Annotated in this window: 1 pseudogene; it reads left to right on the top strand. The window is 66.0% G+C overall.

What is annotated here, in order from left to right:
- Positions 1-69: 69 nt before the first annotated feature.
- Positions 70-695, top strand: a pseudogene (locus C5E07_RS19075) (serine hydrolase); the annotation flags it as partial.

Raw genomic sequence — 695 nt, 5'->3', positions numbered from 1 at the left:
ATGAACGCGTTCATGCTCGCGCAACTCGGGGACAGCAGTCCGCTGCTCAGCGAACGCACTCTGGAGCAGATGCACGAGCCAGCCCTCAGCGCCGAGGAGCTCGGCGGTCTCGCTGCAGGACCTCGCATGACCCTGGGCTACTTCGAGGCGGACAGAAACGGGCACCGGATCCTCAGCCACGGAGGCGACCTCACCGCGTTCCACGCGCAACTCGACCTCTACCCAGACGACGAAGCTGGCGTCTACATCTCCCTGAACAGCACCGGGTTGAACGGGGACGCGTCGACTGCGATCCGAGACGCCCTGTCTCGCGGGTTCGCAGACCGGTACTTTCCCGACGAGCGCGACGCAGCCGTCGTGGAAACGACGACCGCAGCCGAGCATGCAGACGAGATCGTCGGCGCCTATCAGGTGTCGAGACGCAGCGAGTCCACGTTCGTTCGCCTTTTCGCCGCCCTCTCCACCGTGGAGGTGTCTCCAAGCGCGGGCAATGCGGTGACGATATCGGCGGTCACCGACTTGGCCGGGACTCCCGTGGATCTCGTCGAGGTGGAGCCCTGGGTCTGGCAAGAGGTTGATGGGCAACGACGTTTCGCCGTCGACCAGCAGGACGGACGCGTGGTCGCGATCGGCCTCAACCCGGCGTTCGCGCTCCAGCCGATGTCGCCGAGTCGGGCGGCGTTGCCGATCATCGC

The sequence above is a fragment of the Pseudoclavibacter sp. RFBJ3 genome (assembly GCF_002931375.1).
Classification (GTDB): domain Bacteria; phylum Actinomycetota; class Actinomycetes; order Actinomycetales; family Microbacteriaceae; genus Pseudoclavibacter.
The sequence above is the reverse complement of the archived record's forward strand: the minus strand, read 5'-3'. Positions and strand labels throughout refer to the sequence as shown.